The following is an 18,056-nucleotide window of genomic DNA, read 5'->3' as shown; positions in this document are numbered from 1 at the left end:
GACCCTGTTCATCGAAGGACAGTTGCGGCATGGGGACGGAACGCTGATCGCCACCGCGACCGGCGTTTTTCGCAAGTCCCGACAGGAGCCCGCATGACCCCCTATCCCTTCGACCCCATGACCAACCCGCACTGCGAGATCAGCGACCTGGGTGACCGGCTGGTGGTGGAAAACCGCAATGCGCTGCGCCGCAATGCGCTGACCCCCGAGTTCTATGACGGGCTGCACCGCGCCCTGGGCATGGCCACGGACGAGCCGCGCATCGGGGCTGTCATCGTGATGGGCGAAGGGGATTTCTTTTGTGCGGGCGGTGATCTGAACACGCTGATCACCGCCCAGCAGATGGACGAGGATCAGCGCCGTGACCGGATCGAGGCGTTGAACGACCTGATCCGTGCCATTACCCACTGCCCCCGACCGGTCATCGCCGTTGTCGAGGGCGGGGCCGCCGGTGCGGGCCTGTCGCTGGCGCTGGCCTGCGACATGGTGATCTCGGGGCGCGACGCCCGTTTCACGGCCGCCTATGTCAATGCTGGCCTGGTGCCGGATGGCGGGCTGACGGCGGCGCTGGGGGCGGGCCTTCCGCCGCAGATGGCGGCCTGGATGGTCATGACCGGCCAGCCTGTCGGAGCCGAGCGCCTTCACGCGCTTGGCCTGATCAACGAACTGACCGAACCCGGCGAGGCCATCATGGCCGCCATGACCTTGGCCGACCGTCTGGCGCAGGGGCCTGCCGGGGCGCAGGCCGCGATCAAGCGCCTGATGACCGGATGGCGGGCCGCCGCGTTCGAGGCGCAACTGGACGCCGAACGCGATGCCATGGCCCATGCCTTGGCCGCGCCGGAGGCCGCCGAAGGCATCACTGCCTTTCTGGCCAAGCGCGCCCCCGATTTCCGACGACTGCGCGAGGGAACATGACCGACGCGATCCGCATCCACCAGCTGTTCGACCGGGCCGCGGCTGCCTGTCCCGATCGCCCCGCCCTGACGGACTGGACAGGAGAAACGCTGAGCTATGCGGCGCTTGACGACTTGGTCATCAGGACCGAGCAGGCGCTGCGCGGGCTGGGCTTGCGCCCCGGCGACCGCCTGCTGATCGTGGCCGAAAACGCGGCCTCGGTCCCTGTCCTGCTGATGGCGGCCAGCCGGATGGATGCGGTGGCGGTTCCGGTCAATGCCCGCATGACGGAGCCGGAACTGGCCAAAATTTCCGCGCATACCGATCCGCGCCTGGTCCTGTATCTGTCGGATGTCAGCGAACCGGCCCGGCTGCATGCGGGGGAGGCGCGTCCCCTGACGCTGGCCGGGGCGGCCCTGCACATGGAGGGGCCGTTCGATTGCGCGCCCGAAACGGTCGATGCGGGCGACGTCATGCCGGCGGTGATCCTTTATACCACCGGCACGACAGGCACGCCCAAGGGGGTGATGCTGACCCATGGCAACCTGATCTTTGGCGGGCAGTCCTCGGCCCGTTTGCGCGGGATCGGGCCCGATGACGTGATCTATGGCGTCCTGCCCCTGACGCATGTCTTTGGCCTGACCTCGATGCTGTGCGCGGGGTTGTCGGCGGGGGCGCATGTGCGGCTGGTGCCGCGCTTTGCCGCCGCCGCGGTGCTGGAAGCGCTGGAAGACGGGGTCACCGTCCTGCCTGCCGTCCCGCAGATGCATGCCGCCATCATGGCCGAGGCCCGCGCCCGGGGCCAGGACCGCCTGACCGGCCCCTTGCGTTATGTCAGCAGCGGCGCAGCGCCCCTGGACCCCGACTGGAAACGCCGGGCCGAAGCCTTTTATGGTATCGCGCTGCAAAACGGATATGGCATGACGGAAACCACGGCGGGCGTCACGATCACGACGAACGCCAAGGGCGATCCCGATCCGTCGGCAGGTCACCCTCTGCCGGGGGTCGAGGTCACGCTGGACGACAGCATCGGCCGCGAGGCCGGGACGGGCGAGGTGCTGACCCGTGGCCCGCATGTCATGCGCGGCTATTTTCGCAACCCGGAGGCCACCGCGCAGGTTCTGGACGCGCAGGGCTGGATGCGCACGGGCGATCTGGGGCGCATCGACGCGCAGGGCCGACTGCACATCGTGGGCCGCTGCAAGGAGTTGATCATCCGCGGCGGCTTCAACGTGTATCCGCCCGAGGTCGAGGCGGCCCTGAACGACCACCCCGCCGTGCTGCAGACCGCCGTCATCGGACGTGCGAGAGAGGGAGGGGACGAGGATGTTTTGGCCTTTTGTCAACTGATCGCGCCCGGTGCCGTGACCGTCGAGGCGCTGGCAGCCCATGCGGCGGCACGGTTGTCCGCCTACAAGCGGCCGACGCGGATCGTGCTGACGGGCCCCTTTCCGGCGGCCGCAACGGGAAAAGTGCTGAAGCATCGCCTGCTGCAGCACTTTGCCGGACTTTTGGACGAAGATCCCGCCGCATGAGCGGCGGGTGGGCGTTCAGTCGTCAAACACCAGGCGGTGGCGGGGCGCATAGAACTGGCGCGTGAAGGACACCGGCAGCCCGTTCAGCGAATTCACCCGCTCGATCGCCAGGACCGAGGTGCCTGGCTCCACGTCCAGATCGACCGCAGAGGTGCCGTCGGCGCTTTCTGCCAGGACCGACACGCTGACCTGCGCGACAGGCAGGGTGCGGGCCAGCCATTCCTGCGGAGGCTCTTCGGCGAACAGGGTGGCATCGGGCAGATCGATCGCGCGCGGGTTCAGCCAGACGGTTTCAGCGCAATGGGGCCGCTCATCGGCAAGATAGCGCGAGGTGACCAGCAGCAGTTCATGATCCGCGTCCACCTGCAGGGCACGCATCGCCTGGGGGCTGGGCGCCCTCAGGCTGCATTCGGTCATGATATAGGTGCAGGCCGCACCCATGATCTCGATTTCCTCGCGGATCGCGGGCAGGCGCAGCGTGGTGCGCCGTTCGGCCGTGGCGGACACGCGTGTCCCGACCTTGCGCCGCCGCTGGATGATGCCGCTGTCGGCAAGCTCGCGCATGGCGCGGTTCACCGTCGCGCGCGCGCAGCCCATCTCGGCCGCAAGTGTCTGTTCCGTCGGGATCATCGTGCCGGGCGCCCATTCTCCTGAACGGATGCGGCCCAGCACCTCTGCCCGGATAGCCTGCCAGGTGTTCATGCGCTTGCGATGATGATGGAGACCGGCAGAGCGAAGCTGTACCGTAGATTCAGTTTGCATATCCGCCATACCGGCACACTTTATAAACACTATTGTTTACGGTAATAAAGGTTAACGGTGCGTTGTGAACCTGTCTATTTGGGCAGTTCTTTGGAAAAATCCTGAAAATTCTTCGACCTTGCCGATATGGGCAAGTCGTTCTGCGGACTTTTCTTTTTTGGCGGATGCGCTTAATGCAGATCGTGCAAAACCTTGTGGTGCCGAACATGCAGATCCTTCCCTCGCGCACGGCCCCGGCAGCGGGCCTCGGGTCTCCTGCGCAGCTGACGTCGTGGGGGGTGCTGACCGCCATCAGCCTGTGCCACATGATTAATGATATCATGCAGTCGATGCTTGCGGCGATCTATCCCCTGCTGCGGGTCGAGTTCTCATTGTCCTATGCCCAGATCGGGGTGATGACCCTTGCATTCCAGGTCACGGCATCGCTGTTGCAGCCCCTGATCGGCATGGCCACCGACCGCCACCCGCAGCCGCGTTCCCTGCCTTTCGGCATGGGGTCGACGCTGGTGGGAGTCGTGCTGCTGGCCAGCGCCCATCATTATGCCATGCTGCTGGCGGGGGCGATGCTGATCGGCATCGGCTCGGCGGTATTCCATCCCGAAAGCTCGCGCGTGGCGCGTCTCGCATCGGGCGGACGCTATGGCACGGCGCAGTCGATGTTCCAGTTGGGGGGCAACTTTGGCGCCTCGCTTGGCCCGCTGCTGGCGGCCTTCATCGTCGTGCCCTTGGGCCGGCCCGCCGTTGCCTGGTTCGCGGTTGCGGCGGCCTTGGGCGCTTCAATCCTGTGGCGCGTGGGCGCCTGGGCCGAAACGCGCCGCCGGGCCGGCGCCGCGGCAGGAGACCGGTCCCTGCGCCTGCCGCGCCCGGTGGTGATCCGCGCGATCGCCGTTCTGGCGCTGCTGGTTTTCACCAAGAACATCTATACCGCCTCGATGAGCAGTTATTTCACCTTTTTCACCATCGACAGGTTCGGCCTGTCCACGCAGGGCGCGCAGATCATGCTGTTCCTGTTTCTGGCCGGCATGGCGGGCGGGGTGATGCTGGGCGGCATCATCGGCGACCGGGTGGGACCGTTGACGGTGATCTGGGTGTCGATCCTGGGTGTGCTGCCCTTCACGCTGCTGCTGCCGCATGTGGGGTTGTATGCGACGGGCGGTCTGGCCGTCCTGATCGGGCTGATCCTTGCCTCGGCCTTTCCGGCCATTGTTGTCTTTGCGCAGGAACTGGTGCCGGGGCGCACGGGCATGATCGCAGGACTGTTCTTCGGCTTTTCCTTTGGCATGGGCGGTATCGCGGCCGCTGCGCTTGGTGTGCTGGCCGATGCCCAAGGCATCCGCACGGTCTTCCTGCTGTGTTCCGTCCTCCCGGTGCTGGGGCTGCTGACCGTCCTGCTGCCACGCCAGGACCGCCTGCCGGGCTGAGGAGTGGCGGGCCCCGTCTTTGTCCATATCGGCCCCGAAGGCCCTGCCGATACGGCCTTGGCGCAGCTTTTCCGGGCCAATGGTCATGCTGTGGCTTGCCACGAGGGCGGCCGTCTGGCCGCCGACGTTCATTTCGCGATGGGGCAGGGGCAGCAGCCGCTGGCGGCGTGGCCGGACGTCAGGCTGTTCGCAGGCCTTTACCGTCACCAGCCGCACTGGCGTCCGCCGCTCGATGCCTGGCGCTGCGCTGCCTTTCTGCGTGACTGGCTGCCTCAGGCGCGCTTTGTGCTGATCATCCCGCCGCAGGACCGCTGGCCGCTGTGGCGCGCGAGAACAGGAGCCTTGGCCTGTCATGTGGCTCGCCACGGTTTGCCGCCTGCCGCGCTGCCGGGGCTTTGGCAACGGCAACTGGCCACGCATCTGGAGGCAATGCGCACGCTGTTCCGCGACGATCCGCGGCTGCTGGTCGTCGATACGGATCTGGACAGCCCTGCCGATCTGGCGGCGCGGCTGGATGCGGTCCTGCCGATGCAGGTCCTTCCCTTCGACAACTGGCCCGTTCTTGAAGCGCCGGATGTCATCGACCTGTTGACGCGGCCCGACCCGCCTTCGGCGCCGGCAGGCTGGGCCGCAGATGTCGCCCGCTTCTGCCTGCAAGGTCTTGATCCTGCCGCCAAAGGCAGCCTTGCGGGCTTGTCGCCCCTTGCATGCCGATGGGACGGCAGCCTGCGGGGCAGGGGGGCGGTCACCGATCCACAGGGCAATCCCCGTCAGTTCACGCTGTTGTCCCCGTCCGAGGGGCCCCCGTTGGCGCTGGCGCGTGACGGGCGGCACTTCAAGCTGATCCGGGCCGAAGGTGTCATCAACGACATCCTGTCGCTGAATCGCCGCGATCCCGTCTGGATCGACATGGAGGATTCGCGCTGGTTCGGCAGTCCGCAGGGCGAAGCGCTGGATCGCCCCGTCCTGTGCCACAACCGGCGCGAAGGAGCGGTCAACGCGGTCCTCTGGCCCTTGCCCGACCAGCACGCCATCGGCCTGCCGGGCTTTGATCCTGCCGCTGCCCCCGATACCGTCCCTTTCGAAGACAAGGAGGACCGCCTGATCTGGCGCGGCATGATCTCGGGGTCCGAAATGCGTGATGGCGTGAAACCCGGTCCTGCCGCCCACGTCTGGCTGAAGCGGCTGGCCGAGGCTTCGGATGCCCCTGCGCGGCGGGCCGCGTGGCAGGGTCTTTGCCGCACCAATCGCCTGGCCTTTGTTCGCCGCTTTTTCGGCCACCCGGACTTTGATCTGGGCGTGGTGATGGCTCCTGCCTTTCGTTCCCTTGCCGACGACCCGCTGCTGGCGCCATTCTGCACGGTGCGGGCGGGGCACGACCTGTTCCGACGCTTTCGGTATCAGCTGTACCTGACGGGTTATGACCACGGGTCGAACTTCATGACGGCGCTGGACAGCCGGTCGGTGCTGCTGGCCGAACAGGATGGCTGGCAGGTGTTCTATTCCAACCGCTTCAAGCCATGGCAGCACTTCATCCCCATTGCCCGTCATGCTGTCGATATCGAGGAAAAGCTGGCTTGGGCCCGCGCGCATCCTGCCGAATGCAAGGCCATGTCGCAGGCGGCGCGCCAGGAGGCCGCGTTTCTGCGCGACCCTGCCGCACGGCGCGACGTGATGCGACTGATCCTCGACGGGCTGGCTGCGGCACGCTAGAAGGGCGCCCATGAACACGATCCGCATCGAACCCCTGACCGCCGCCGCATTCGCCCCTTTCGGGGATGTGCTGGAGCCCAGATCCACCCCCGACCGCATGATCAATGCCGGCCGGTGCGAACGTCATCACGCGCTGGCCACGGTCGAGCGCGGCGGCGGCGAGGCGATCATCTCGATCTTTCGGTCAGAGCCGGTCAGCCTGCCCTATGACTGCACCCTGCTGGAGCGTCACCCCCTTGGCAGCCAGGCCTTCATGCCGATGGGCCCGGATGCCTGGCTGTCGGTCGTGGCCCCCGATGAAAACGGCCGCCCGGGAGCGCCGCGTGCCTTTCTGGTCCCCGCCCATACCGGGGTGAACCTGCGCGCGGGCTGCTGGCATGGTGTCCTGACACCGTTGGACCGGGCGGCGGATTTTCTGGTCGTCGATCGCGAGGGCACCGACACGAATCTGGAAGAACGGCGCATCGACCCGGTGCGGATCCTTGCATGAGCCTGCCCGACTACAGTGTTGAGCATGACGCCCTTTGTCGCGGCGCGCGCCTTGTGGCGGGCGTGGACGAGGCGGGACGGGGGCCGCTGGCGGGTCCGGTGACGGCGGCCGCAGTGATCCTGGATCCGTTGAACATCCCTCCGGGGCTCAATGACAGCAAGCAGCTGTCGCGCCCGCGGCGCGAGGTCCTGGCGGAATGGTTGATGCAGAACTGCGACTGGGCCGCAGTGCATGTCGATGTCGACGAGATCGAGACACTGAACATCCATCACGCCACTCATGCCGCAATGTGCCGTGCCGTGGCCCGGCTGAAGCAGCGCCCCTGCCTTGTGCTGGTGGACGGAAATCGCCTGCCCAAGACGCTGGACCGGCCAGCCAAGGCCATTGTCCAAGGCGACGCGCGCTGCCTTTCGATCGCTGCGGCATCCATCATCGCAAAAGTGTTGCGTGACCGCATCATGGTGGATTTGGCGCAACAGCACCCCGGCTATGGCTGGGAAACCAACGCCGGATACCCGACCCTGGCCCACCGGCAGGCCCTGCTGGATCTGGGGGTGACACCACATCATCGGCGCTCCTTTGGTCCCGTCCACAACATCTTGTGTAAAGCCTCGTTAACAAGTGCTTGATTCAAAAAAGAAATTGACGCCGAATCGGGTCTGAATCATTTTGGGGCATATCAGATCGGCCAAAGCCGGCATTTTCCCCCAGAGGCAGACCATGACCAAAACCAGGAACCAGCGTACGGATTCCGTACCAGCGCTACCGCTGAACCAGATCCTCGCGGGTGATTGCGTCGACATCATGAACAGCCTGCCGGCGGGCAGCGTGGACCTGATCTTTGCCGATCCGCCTTATAACCTGCAGCTGAAGGGCGAACTGCATCGTCCGGACAACAGCCGGGTCGATGCGGTGGACGATCACTGGGACCAGTTTTCCTCCTTTGCCATCTATGATGCCTTTACGAAGGGCTGGCTGGCCGCCGCGCGCCGGCTGTTGAAGCCGAACGGTGCGATCTGGGTGATCGGCAGTTATCACAACATCTTTCGCGTGGGGGCCGAGCTGAATATCCAGGGCTTCTGGATCTTGAACGACGTGATCTGGAGCAAGTCGATCCCGATGCCGAACTTTCGTGGCAAGCGGCTGACCAACGCGCATGAAACCCTGATCTGGGCCGCGAAATCCGAAACGTCGAAGTACACGTTCAACTACGAAGCGCTGAAGTCGCTGAACGAAGGGGTACAGATGCGGTCGGACTGGGTCCTGCCGATCTGCAACGGCGGCGAACGTCTGAAGGACGCCGCCGGCGACAAGGCGCATCCGACGCAAAAGCCGGAATCCCTGCTGCACCGGGTGATCGTGGGGACGACCAATCCGGGCGACGTGGTTCTGGACCCGTTCTTCGGCACCGGCACCACGGGCGCCGTCGCCAAGATGCTGGGCCGCGATTATATCGGGATCGAGCGCGAGGAAGCCTATCGCGAGGTTGCCACCCGCCGCCTGTCGCGCGTCCGCCGTTTCGACACCGATGCCATCGCCACCACCCGCGCCAAGCGGGCCGAGCCGCGCATTCCCTTTGGTCAGGTCATCGAACGCGGCATGCTGCGCCCGGGCGAGGAGCTGTTTTCCATCGGCAACCGCCACAAGGCTAAGGTCCGCGCCGACGGCAGCCTGATCGGCAACGACGTCAAGGGCTCCATCCACCAGGTCGGTGCCGCGCTGGAGGGCGCACCCTCCTGCAACGGCTGGACCTATTGGCATTTCCGGCGCGAGGGCAAGATGATCCCGCTGGACATCCTGCGCCAGCAGATCCGCGCTGAGCTGGAGGGCGACGTGTCCCGTCCGAACTGACGCCATTTTCCGTTCGCCACGTCCCACGGCCTTTCGGGCCACCGGGACCACCTTGCCTCGTCCTGTCCGCAGGGCGGGGCGTTTTTGTCCGTCGGAGTGGCACGGGCAAGGCAGGTGCTTGACCCCCTGCTGATGGAAGGCCCAGACTGGTCGAAACGAGCCTGCCCGGATCCAAGGGAGGGAACGATGCAGCAGCAGATCTCGGTCATCACGCTGGGCACGGCGGATCTGGTGCGGTCGCGCCGCTTCTATGTCGAGGGGTTCGGCTGGTCTCCGGTGTTCGAGAACGAGGAGATCGTCTTTTACCAGATGAACGGCTTTGTTCTGGGGACCTTTCTGAAGGATTGTCTGGAGGCGGACATGAACAGGTCCGGTCTGCTGCAGCCAGGCGCTTTTTCCTTGGCCCATAACGTGGTTGACCGCGACCAGGTCGGCGTTCTGATGGCGCAGCTTGCCGATCATGGAGGGCGCGTCCTGCGCCCGGCCGACGCGCCGGCGCATGGCGGCTTTCGTGGTTATGTCGCCGATCCGGACGATCATGCCTGGGAAATCGCCTGGAACCCCGGCTGGACGATCGATGCGGAAGGGCATGTGGCCTTCGGGACCTGAGCGGTCAAAGAGCGTTGCGGGGCATGGGCAGGGTCCCCTTGTTGTAGGGGGTCCAGTCCGCGATCTGCGGATAGAACTGGCGGCGCCACGCCCGGACGCGAGGGTTCATCCGCCGCCGCCACAAGGGCGGGATCATCGCAAGGAAGGTCATGGCCGGATAACCAAGCGGCAACTGCGGCGCCTCGTCCGGTGCATGGGTTTGCAGCAAGGGAAAGCGGCGATCAGGCTTGGTATGGTGGTCGGAATGGCGCTGCAGGTTGATCAGCAGCCAATTCGTCGCCCTATGGCTGGCATTCCAGCTGTGCCGGGGGCGTACGGGTTCGTACCGGCCGTCCCCCAGATGCAGGCGCGACAAACCGTAATGCTCGACATAGTTCGTCAATTCCAACTGCCAGACCGCTATAAATGCTTGGAACAGGAACAGGCCCAGCCCTGTCCAGCCCCCTAAAGCCAGCGCCAGCCCCAGCATCATCCCTTGCAGCACCGCGTAGCGCCAGAAGGGGTTGCGTCGGTCCCAAGGGCTGCGTCCGGCCCGGGCCAGAAACCGTGTTTCCACCCTCCAGGCGCTGCGTGGCCCATCTATCAGAACGCGGCCGAAAAAGCGGTAGAACCCCTCGTTGTAGCGCGCAGACACCGCGTCCCGCGGGGTCGAGACCCAAGAATGATGAACCAGCAGATGTTCGGTCCGGAAATGCGAATACAGCACGCTGGCCAGCAGCAGATCGCCCATCCACCGTTCCAGCGATGTCTTCTGATGCAGCAGCTCGTGGGCATAGACGATGCCGATGCTGCCGGACAGGACGCCGATCCCGAAGAAAAGGCCCAGCTTTTCCCAGCCCGACAAATGGCCTGTCGCTTGCACAAACCAAAGGATGCCAAAGATCACCGCACACTGCAGCGGAAACCAGATGATGGTGATGGCGCGGTGCCAGAACAGGTGTTCGGTCGCGGTGCCAGGGTCGGGATTGTCCTCGTTCAGGTCCAGAAAACTGTCGAGCGCGCTGGTCAGGTACCAGGCATAAAGGGGGATCAGGATCCACCACCAGCCGCCCAGCCAAGCAGCCAGCGCGACCAGCGGGATCAGCACGATCGACAGCCAGAAGGGGGCCGCGGCCGGCAGGGCAGAAGGGGGCGACTCGCTCATAGGGCGAATATTACGCGTTGATTTCGCTTTGGGCTATATCCCATACCTTGCGCATCAGCCCTGGCAGGCCGTCGCGGTTGATCCGGTCCACGGAAACCAGTTCGCCGCGCGTGGGATTTCCGGTCAGAATGCCGAACATCACCGTCAGGGTCAGGCCGAAATGGGTAAAGACATGGCGCACCTGGCCGATCTCTCGCCAATCGGCGGGTCCGGGGGCCGGCATGTCGCGCCCGTCCCACTGGGCCGAGGGAAAGGCCAGAGTCCCACCCAGAAGCCCCTTGGGCGGCCGATGCTCCAGCAGCAGTGCGTCACCCTGACGAGCGACCCAGACAATGCCCTCGCGCTCGGGCTTGGGTGCCTTGGGGGCCTTGCGCGGAAGTTCGGCCGCAATGCCCCTTTGGCGGGCCTGGCACGGTTCCATGACGGGACAGATTGCGCAGGCCGGGTTGCGAGGGGTGCAGATGGTGGCGCCCAGGTCCATCATTGCCTGCGCAAAGTCGCCGGGACGTGCCTGAGGCGTCAGGGTCGTGGCCAGTGCCGTCAGTTGCGGCCGTGACTGCGGCAAGTGCGTCTCGACCGCGAACAGGCGCGACACGACGCGCTCGACATTGCCGTCGACCACCGTTTCCGGCTGCTGGAACGCGATCGCGGCGATGGCGGCGGAGGTATAGGTCCCGATGCCCGGCAGGCCCATCAGCCCCTGGCGGCTGTCCGGAAAGCCGCCCATGGCTGTCACCGCGCGGGCGCAGGCCAGCAGGTTGCGGGCCCGGGCGTAATACCCCAGCCCCGCCCATTCGGCCATGACATGGGCATCATCGGCCGCCGCCAGATCCTGAACCGTGGGCCACAACGAGGTAAAGCGAAGGAAGTAGGCCTTGACCGCGGCGACGGTCGTTTGTTGCAGCATCACCTCGGACAGCCAGACCCGATAAGGATCGGCGGGCGGCCCGCCGGGCGGCACGCGCCAGGGCAGGATGCGGGCGTGGCGGTCATACCAGGCCAGAAGGTCGGGGGCGATCACCATGCTGTCACGCAATTATGTGGCCTTTGTCGGATTGGCGCGCTTTCATCCGGGGGGATGGCTGGCTAAGGATATGGGCGTGATATCAGCTCAGGCGAACATGGCCCAGACACCCCGCAGCAAGACTACCCCGACCAGACGTCGCAGCCGCGGCTTTCAGGCGGCGGCCTCGCTTCTGGCCGACCGCGTTCAGAAGGCGGCCGAAGGGCGGGGCTTTGCCGTGGCCCGCCTGCTGACCCATTGGCCTGAAATCGCGGGCAAACAGCTGGCTGCCGTCACCCGTCCGGTCAAGATCAGCCACAGCCGTGGCGGCTTCGGGGCCACGCTGACCCTGCTGACCACCGGCCCCATGGCCCCCATGGTCGAGATGCAGCTGCCCCGCCTGCGAGAGCGTGTGAACGCCTGCTATGGCTATAACGCGGTGCAGCGCATCACCCTGACCCAGACCGCTGCCAGCGGCTTTGCCGATGGGCAGGCACGCTTTGCCCAGGCGCCGCACACGCCCAAGGCGCCTGACCCCGCCCTTGTCCGGCAGGCCGGTCTTGTTGCGCAGCAATTCGATGACCCCACTCTGGCCGAGGCAATGGCCCGGTTGGCGTTGAACGTCGCCTCCAGACCTTCCCGCAAGTTTTGAAAGGACTTTCCATGTTTCTTCGTTCTGCCGCGACTGCGATTGCAATGACCTTGGCCATGCCTGCGCTGGCACAGGACGCGGCTGCGCCTGCCCCCGAGATCCTGCCCGACATCGCCTTGGGTGCCGAGGATGCGCCGCTGACCGTGATCGAATATGCCAGCTTTACCTGCGGGCATTGCGCGAACTTTCACAACGACGTCTTTCCGCAGCTGAAGGCGGAATACATCGACAATGGCCAGGTCCGTTTCGTCCAGCGCGACATCTACTTCGATCAGGTCGGCCTTTGGGCGGGGATCCTGGCGCGCTGCGGCGGTGACGACAAGTATTATGCCGTCTCGGACATGCTGTTCGAGGAGCAGGGAGAATGGTTGGCCGGCGGTTCGGGCGACGAGATCGCGGCCAACCTGCGCCGCATCGGCCTGAAGGCAGGCATGACCGAGGATCAGGTGACCGCCTGCTGGGACGATACCGGCAAGGTCGAACAGCTGATCGCGACCTTCCAGCAGAACGCCACCGCCGACGAGGTCGAGGCTACGCCCACCTTCATCATCGGTGGCGAGAAGGTCCAGAACCAGCCGTGGGACGGGATGAAGGCGGTCATCGACCGCAAGCTGGCCGAGGTCGCGCCCGAGGCCGCTCAGTAATCCGACGATGATGCGGGCGATTTTTCGCCCGCATCCACTCGACCGGCGCGGCTTGCGGGCCGGGACTGCGATCTGCGCGGTTGATTCATCCGCATTGCCCTCGCATGCTGCGCCCCGAAACGTTGGGCATCAGTCAAGGGCAGCAGGTCATGATCCAAGACTTCAAGACATTCATCGCGCGCGGCAATGTCATCGACCTGGCCGTCGGCATCATCATCGGGGCAGCCTTCACCGGCATCGTGAATTCGCTGGTGAACGACCTGATCAACCCGATCCTAGGCCTGCTGACAGGCGGGATCGACTTTACCGACAAGTATCTGCTGCTGTCAGGCAGCGTTCCCGAGGGAGCCAGCCTGGCCGTGGCACGTCAGACGGGTGCGGCGATCCTTGCCTATGGATCGTTCCTGATGACGGTCCTGAACTTTCTGATCGTGGCTTGGGCCGTGTTTCTGCTGGTCAAGGGCGTGAACCGCATCCAGTCCGCTGCCATCCGCCGCCAGAAGGTCGAGGAAGAGGCCGTTCCCGCCGGCCCCTCGCAAGAGGAGCTGCTGGCTCAAATCCGTGACCTGCTGGCCGACCGCGCCAACCCCGTCTGATTTCAGGACACCGTTCAGGCGCCCTTTCGTTTCAGAGCGACAGCAGAGCCTCGGGCGTGACCGCTTCCATCCCAAGGGCCTGACCCACGGGGATCGAGGTCAGCCGTCCCTCGTGCGTGGAAAGGCCCGCGCGCAGATGCGGGTCGTCGCTCACCGCCTGACGCCATCCCTTGTCGGCCAAGGCCATCAGATGCGGCATCGTGGCATTTCCCAGCGCCTGGGTCGAGGTGCGTGCCACAGCGCCCGGCATGTTGGCGACGCAATAGTGAACGATGCCATCGACTTCGTAGATCGGGTCCTGATGTGTCGTGGCGCGCGATGTTTCGAAACATCCCCCTTGGTCGATGGCCACATCCACCAACACCGCCCCTTGCGGCATCGTTGACAGCTGTTCGCGCGTCACCAGCTTGGGCGCCGCCGCTCCGGGGATCAGGACGGCGCCGATCACCATGTCGGCTGACCTAATCGCTTCGGCCGTTGCCGCCGCGCTGGCGAATTGCGTGGTCAGCTTGCCCATGAAGATATCGTCCAGATAGGAGAGGCGCGGAAGCGACCGGTCCATGACCGTCACATTGGCCCCCATTCCGACCGCCACGCGGGCGGCGGCTGCACCCACGACGCCGCCACCGATGATGACGACGTTCGCGGGTCGCACACCGGGAACCCCGCCCATCAGCACGCCACGTCCGCCATTGGCCTTTTGCAGGGCCCATGACCCGACTTGGGGGGCCAGCCGCCCTGCGACTTCGGACATGGGGGCCAACAGGGGCAGGCCGCCCCGCGCATCGGTCACGGTTTCATAGGCAATGGCGGTGACACCGCTGTCCATCAGGTCGCGAGTCTGGTCGGGGTCCGGGGCCAGGTGCAGATAGGTGAACAGAACCTGGCCCTTGCGCAGCATCTTGCGTTCGGCCGCCTGCGGCTCCTTGACCTTGACGATCAGGTCGGCCGTTTCAAATATCGCCGAGGCGTCCGGGGCGATGGTTGCACCCGCGGCCTGGTAATCGTCATCCGTGAAGCCTGCGCCAAGGCCAGCGCCGGCCTGGACCCACACCTCGTGGCCGCGCCCCAGCGCCTCGGCCGCGGCAGCGGGCGTCAGGCCCACGCGAAATTCCTGCGGCTTGACCTCTGACGGACATCCGATCTTCATGATTTCTCTCTCCTCCATTTCTCTTATCCTGACAGCCTGCGCCTGCAAGGTGCTGCGAAGCTGTCGTCCGATTGCCGGACCTTGTCGAAGAAGCTGCTGGAAAAGCCGAAAAATTTCGAAGAATGTGTTCCCATGAGCGAACTGGACGCAATCGACCGCCGCATCCTTGGCCTTCTTCAGAAAGAAGGCCGAATCAGCAATGCCGAACTGGCTGTCCGGGTGCACCTGTCTCCTTCGGCCTGCCACAGGCGCGTCCAGCGGCTGGAGGAGGCGGGCGTGATATCAGGCTATGTCGCGCTGCTGGATGCACGGGCATTGCGCCGCCAGACGACCGTTTTCGTGGAGATCACCCTGTCCGGGCAGGCTGACGAGGTTCTGGATGCCTTCGAGCGGGGCGTGCGGGCCATTCCGGATGTGCTGGAATGCCACCTGATGGCCGGAACGGCCGATTACCTGCTGAAGATCGTGGTCGAGGATACCGACGACTTTGCCCGGATCCACCGCCAGCACCTGGCGCGCCTGCCGGGCGTGGCGCAGATGCATTCGAGCTTTGCCCTGCGCACCGTGTTCCGCACCACCGCGATCCCCGTTTGAATTGAAAACCCCCGCGACACGGAGTCACGGGGGTTTTCTGATTACGCTGATCGCGTCGCCTTACAGCGCGCCTTCGCGCTGTGCCTTTTTACGAGCCAGCTTGCGGGCGCGGCGAACGGCCTCGGCCTTTTCACGGGCTTTCTTGACCGACGGCTTCTCGAAATGCTGCTTGAGCTTCATTTCGCGGAAGACACCTTCGCGCTGAAGTTTTTTCTTCAGGGCACGGAGCGCCTGTTCGACGTTGTTGTCGCGAACATTGACCTGCATGTGGTTGTCACCACCTTCCTAGGTTAGAGTTGATAGATTGCAGGAAGCGTCCCCCTAGCAGCAGCGGACGCATTTGTCCAGAAGAGGTGTGACATGACCCAGACCGACCGCGACGCGCTGCTGGAGGCCGCGCTGATCCATGTCCCGTTCGAGGGCATGAACGACAATGCGTTGGCGGCGGGCGCCCGCGACATCGGGATGTCGCCCGCCCTGATCCGTGTGCATTTCCCGCAAGGGGGCGCGGGCCTTGCCGCCGCCTATCACCGCCGTGCCGACGAGACGCTGCGCCGATCGCTGGCGGAAACCCCGCCCGAAGGGCGTTTTCGCGATCGCATTGCGCAGGCGGTCTGGCGCAGGCTGCAGCTTGTCGATCCTGAACTCGTCCGCGCAGGCGCGGCCACTCTGGCATTGCCGCAGAACGCGGCGCTTGCGGCCCGGCTGGTGTGGGAAACGGCGGATGTGATCTGGACCGCGCTGGGCGACCGGTCGCAGGACGTGAACTGGTATTCGAAGCGCGCCACGCTGTCCGCCGTCATTTCAGCTACAGTGCTGTTCTGGCTGGGGGACGATTCCGAGAATTATACCGACACACGCGCCTTTCTCGACCGGCGCATCGACGGCGTGATGGGCTTCGAGACAGTCAAGGCACGGTTGAAGAACCTGCCGGGCGCCGCCATGCTGGCCAATGCGGCCTTTGGGTGGATCCGCGCCCCCCGCGACCGGGTTCTGCCCGGCAAGACCCGCTGAGGAGTTCGCATGTTTCCTGATTCGATGACGGCAATCGAAATTGCCGCCCCCGGTGCCGCCGACCAGCTGCGCCCCACGACCCGCCCCGTGCCGGTCCCTTGTCACGACCAGATCCTGATCAAGATCGCCTATGCCGGGGTGAATCGTCCCGACGTGCTGCAGCGCGCGGGCAGCTATGCGCCGCCGCCCGGTGCCTCGGATCTGCCGGGACTGGAGGCTTCGGGCGAGATTGTCGGCATGGGCGCCGGAGTCACCCGGTGGAAAAAGGGCGAGCAGGTCTGCGCCCTTCTGCCCGGGGGCGGCTATGCCGAATATGCCGTCTGCCACGCCGATCACGCCCTGCGCATCCCCAAGGGGCTGACGCTGCGCGAAGGGGCCTGCCTGCCGGAAACCGCCTTCACCGTCTGGTCGAACGTGGTCCAGCGTGGCCGCCTGACAGGCGGCGAGCGGTTTCTGGTTCACGGCGGCACGTCGGGGATCGGGATGATGGCGATCCAGATCGCCCGCGCCTTGGGCGCCCGTGTCTTTGCCACGGTCGGCAGCGACGAGAAATGTGCCGCGATCGAGGCGTTGGGTGCGACCGCCATCAACTATCGCAACCAGGATTTCACCAAGGTCCTGACCGAGGCAGGAGGCGCTGACCTGATCCTCGACATGGTGGGCGGCAGCTATATTCCCCGCAACATCCGCAGCTTGGCGCTGGATGGCCGGCTGGTGATGATCGCCTTTCTGGAGGGTCCGAAGGTCGAGCTGAACTTTGCCCAGATCATGGTGAACCGGCTGACCGTCACCGGCTCGACCCTGCGGCCGCAATCCGAGGTCGCCAAGGCCGAGATCGCCGACGAGATCCGCAAGCAGCTGTGGCCGCTGATTGCCGCAGGCTCGGTCAAGGTCACGATCGACAGCGAGTTTCCCCTGTCCCAGGCTCCGCAGGCCCATGAGCGCATGGAAAGCAGCGGCCATATCGGAAAGATCGTGCTGAACGTCGCGGGTGAAGGCGCCTGACCACGGGCAAGGGAGGCGATGGCGCGGCGGTGGTTCTTTCTGGCGATGAGCAAGGCACCCGAGCCATCTTGGGGTGCAGCGATCAGTGTGGGGCTTCCATCAGGATGCGGCTGGCCGTGCAGTCGCGCCGGACATCTGGCGCGCAATCGCGGGGCTGCAGATCCCTGGTCAGGCAAAGACGCAGTTCCGCAAGCGCGCCATCCCGGCATGTCACGGTGATGCCGTCCGCGCCGAAGCCGTGGTTCAGTTCAAGGAAAGCCTCCTCGACCACGGAAGGAGGAAGCGTGACGTCCTGCGGCAGCTGCTGAAAGACTGTCGGAATGGTGATGCTGTCCAGGGCCTGTCGCGTGGCCAGGTAATAGTCCGCAGCCGACAGGCCCGAACAGCGCCCGTGCTTGCGCCATTGGTGAAGCGCCAGTCCCGCCGACCCCATGATGTCCGTCATCCCTTGGGTTTCGCGCCGCGAAGGATCGCGCTCGTCGACGGCGCAGTCCTGCGGCCAACCGCGTTCGTGCTGCGGCCAGAGGCCATGGACCCCAAAGGCGCGGGTAGTGCCCTTGCGGCATTCGGGGGCGTTTCGGGCATCGCCGGTGGCGCTGCACCAACCGGGCTGCCAACTGAGCGACAGGACATAATAATCGAACTGTCCCGGCACGTCGCCTGCACGAAGGGGCAGGGGGAACAGCAGAACCATCAGGGACAGGGCAAGCAGGCGCATGAACGTGATCCTAGCGGCTGCACGATGGCACTGCATCGGGGAAATGTGCGAATCCTCTTTTACCGGCGGCGCGAAAACGCTATATGGGCCGGCAATTCCCCCCGAAAACGTGGAATGGCACCCGCCGAAGCCGTTTTTCCGGCCAAGCCGCCCATGTTCGGGGCACACAAAGACACGCGAAGGAGACTGACATGAGCAAGCCGCTGATGGCCAAGGCCACCGCCGTCTGGCTGGTCGACAACACGACCCTCAGCTTCA

The 18,056-nt window shown here is 65.2% G+C and carries 20 protein-coding genes; 14 read left to right on the top strand and 6 right to left on the bottom strand.

Features of this window, described 5'->3' with window-relative positions; translation table 11 throughout:
- Positions 1-93 precede the first annotated feature (93 nt).
- Positions 94-918, top strand: a complete 825-nt coding sequence (locus ACLHHB_RS03335) for an oxepin-CoA hydrolase, alternative type (RefSeq protein ID WP_410216864.1) — start codon at positions 94-96, stop codon at positions 916-918.
- The gene (locus ACLHHB_RS03330) at positions 915-2,432 is read left to right on the top strand and encodes a class I adenylate-forming enzyme family protein (protein WP_410216863.1); all 1,518 of its coding nucleotides are present in this window, start codon (positions 915-917) and stop codon (positions 2,430-2,432) included. Before ACLHHB_RS03335 ends, ACLHHB_RS03330 begins: the two co-directional genes overlap by 4 nt.
- Positions 2,433-2,447: 15 nt before the next feature.
- Here the strand turns inward: ACLHHB_RS03330 and ACLHHB_RS03325 are convergent, their stop codons facing one another.
- Entirely contained in the window at positions 2,448-3,134 is a 687-nt protein-coding gene (locus ACLHHB_RS03325; protein ID WP_410216862.1) for a GntR family transcriptional regulator, read from the bottom strand.
- Positions 3,135-3,367: 233 nt separating this feature from the next.
- Between ACLHHB_RS03325 and ACLHHB_RS03320 the strand changes: the two genes are divergently transcribed.
- The 6 genes from ACLHHB_RS03320 (at position 3,368) to ACLHHB_RS03295 (ending at position 9,278) form a co-directional block, all read left to right on the top strand.
- The gene (locus ACLHHB_RS03320; RefSeq protein WP_410216861.1) at positions 3,368-4,615 is read left to right on the top strand and encodes an MFS transporter; all 1,248 of its coding nucleotides are present in this window, start codon (positions 3,368-3,370) and stop codon (positions 4,613-4,615) included.
- A 3-nt stretch (positions 4,616-4,618) separates the two neighbouring features.
- Positions 4,619-6,328 carry a glycosyl transferase family 90 gene (locus ACLHHB_RS03315; protein WP_410216860.1) on the top strand — a complete coding sequence of 570 codons (1,710 nt, stop codon included), beginning with the start codon at positions 4,619-4,621 and terminating at the stop codon, positions 6,326-6,328.
- A 10-nt stretch (positions 6,329-6,338) separates the two neighbouring features.
- Complete coding sequence (locus tag ACLHHB_RS03310; RefSeq protein ID WP_410216859.1) at positions 6,339-6,818, top strand: ureidoglycolate lyase; 480 nt, start codon at positions 6,339-6,341, stop codon at positions 6,816-6,818.
- A complete protein-coding gene (locus ACLHHB_RS03305) occupies positions 6,815-7,447 on the top strand; it encodes a ribonuclease HII (protein WP_410216858.1) in 633 nt (210 codons plus the stop codon). Before ACLHHB_RS03310 ends, ACLHHB_RS03305 begins: the two co-directional genes overlap by 4 nt.
- 91 nt (positions 7,448-7,538) lie before the next feature.
- Positions 7,539-8,669, top strand: a complete 1,131-nt coding sequence (locus ACLHHB_RS03300) for a site-specific DNA-methyltransferase (protein ID WP_410216857.1) — start codon at positions 7,539-7,541, stop codon at positions 8,667-8,669.
- A gap of 186 nt (positions 8,670-8,855) precedes the next feature.
- Positions 8,856-9,278, top strand: coding sequence for a VOC family protein (locus ACLHHB_RS03295; RefSeq protein ID WP_410216856.1), 423 nt, complete (start codon positions 8,856-8,858; stop codon positions 9,276-9,278).
- A gap of 4 nt (positions 9,279-9,282) precedes the next feature.
- Here the strand turns inward: ACLHHB_RS03295 and ACLHHB_RS03290 are convergent, their stop codons facing one another.
- Both ACLHHB_RS03290 and ACLHHB_RS03285 read right to left on the bottom strand, forming a co-directional pair.
- A complete protein-coding gene (locus tag ACLHHB_RS03290; protein ID WP_410216855.1) occupies positions 9,283-10,422 on the bottom strand; it encodes an alkane 1-monooxygenase in 1,140 nt (379 codons plus the stop codon).
- A gap of 10 nt (positions 10,423-10,432) precedes the next feature.
- Entirely contained in the window at positions 10,433-11,446 is a 1,014-nt protein-coding gene (locus tag ACLHHB_RS03285; protein WP_410216866.1) for an A/G-specific adenine glycosylase, read from the bottom strand.
- Positions 11,447-11,543: 97 nt separating this feature from the next.
- Between ACLHHB_RS03285 and ACLHHB_RS03280 the strand changes: the two genes are divergently transcribed.
- The 3 genes from ACLHHB_RS03280 (at position 11,544) to mscL (ending at position 13,317) form a co-directional block, all read left to right on the top strand.
- A complete protein-coding gene (locus ACLHHB_RS03280) occupies positions 11,544-12,077 on the top strand; it encodes a DUF721 domain-containing protein (RefSeq protein WP_410216865.1) in 534 nt (177 codons plus the stop codon).
- An 11-nt stretch (positions 12,078-12,088) separates the two neighbouring features.
- Positions 12,089-12,721, top strand: coding sequence for a DsbA family protein (locus ACLHHB_RS03275; protein ID WP_410216854.1), 633 nt, complete (start codon positions 12,089-12,091; stop codon positions 12,719-12,721).
- Positions 12,722-12,870: 149 nt separating this feature from the next.
- Positions 12,871-13,317 (top strand): large conductance mechanosensitive channel protein MscL, encoded by a 447-nt coding sequence (mscL, locus tag ACLHHB_RS03270; RefSeq protein ID WP_410216853.1) that lies wholly within the window; start codon positions 12,871-12,873, stop codon positions 13,315-13,317.
- A 31-nt stretch (positions 13,318-13,348) separates the two neighbouring features.
- Here mscL and ald read toward each other — a convergent pair whose 3' ends face one another.
- Positions 13,349-14,467, bottom strand: coding sequence for an alanine dehydrogenase (ald, locus tag ACLHHB_RS03265; RefSeq protein ID WP_410216852.1), 1,119 nt, complete (start codon positions 14,465-14,467; stop codon positions 13,349-13,351).
- Between the two features lie 132 nt (positions 14,468-14,599).
- Here ald and ACLHHB_RS03260 point away from each other — a divergent pair, with 132 nt between their 5' ends.
- Positions 14,600-15,061 (top strand): Lrp/AsnC family transcriptional regulator, encoded by a 462-nt coding sequence (locus ACLHHB_RS03260; protein WP_410216851.1) that lies wholly within the window; start codon positions 14,600-14,602, stop codon positions 15,059-15,061.
- 60 nt (positions 15,062-15,121) lie between these two features.
- Here ACLHHB_RS03260 and rpsU read toward each other — a convergent pair whose 3' ends face one another.
- On the bottom strand, positions 15,122-15,328 hold the full coding sequence (gene rpsU, locus ACLHHB_RS03255; RefSeq protein ID WP_081994671.1) for a 30S ribosomal protein S21: 207 nt from the start codon (positions 15,326-15,328) through the stop codon (positions 15,122-15,124).
- Positions 15,329-15,421: 93 nt separating this feature from the next.
- Between rpsU and ACLHHB_RS03250 the strand changes: the two genes are divergently transcribed.
- Both ACLHHB_RS03250 and ACLHHB_RS03245 read left to right on the top strand, forming a co-directional pair.
- Complete coding sequence (locus ACLHHB_RS03250; RefSeq protein ID WP_410216850.1) at positions 15,422-16,075, top strand: COQ9 family protein; 654 nt, start codon at positions 15,422-15,424, stop codon at positions 16,073-16,075.
- 9 nt (positions 16,076-16,084) lie between these two features.
- A complete protein-coding gene (locus ACLHHB_RS03245; protein ID WP_410216849.1) occupies positions 16,085-17,080 on the top strand; it encodes an NAD(P)H-quinone oxidoreductase in 996 nt (331 codons plus the stop codon).
- Positions 17,081-17,162: 82 nt separating this feature from the next.
- On the opposite strand, the gene ACLHHB_RS03240 is transcribed toward ACLHHB_RS03245, so the two are convergent.
- The gene (locus tag ACLHHB_RS03240; protein ID WP_410216848.1) at positions 17,163-17,798 is read right to left on the bottom strand and encodes a ribonuclease T2 family protein; all 636 of its coding nucleotides are present in this window, start codon (positions 17,796-17,798) and stop codon (positions 17,163-17,165) included.
- Between the last annotated feature and the right edge of the window lie 258 nt (positions 17,799-18,056).

It is taken from the genome of Paracoccus sp. (in: a-proteobacteria), from assembly GCF_046462195.1.
Taxonomy (GTDB): Bacteria; Pseudomonadota; Alphaproteobacteria; order Rhodobacterales; family Rhodobacteraceae; genus Paracoccus.
Note: the sequence above shows the minus strand (reverse complement) of the source record. Positions and strands in the feature narration are given on the sequence as shown.